This is a genomic window from Neobacillus drentensis (genome assembly GCF_036965245.1).
Taxonomy (GTDB): Bacteria; Bacillota; Bacilli; order Bacillales; family Cytobacillaceae; genus Neobacillus; species Neobacillus drentensis_G.
The window spans coordinates 3,821-4,034 of sequence record NZ_JBALPG010000236.1 but is presented as its reverse complement, the minus strand read 5'-3'; positions in this window follow the sequence as shown (position 1 = coordinate 4,034).

Sequence of the window (214 nt, the reverse complement as noted above, 5' to 3'; positions counted from 1 at the left end):
GAAGGACAAATCTTCGTAGACAATTGGAAGGAATGTCCTTCATATGCCGATGAGGAAGAAATCTTTGTTAGTAAGCATATGAAATATCCACGTAAAACCTTTTTACGTAGACTTTTTCTACGATTTTCCCTAATAAAATCCACTTAATGCAACTTACCTCAAATTTGAATCAATCTTGTGCAATTAGACACTCCATATTAAAGACATTTTTTAC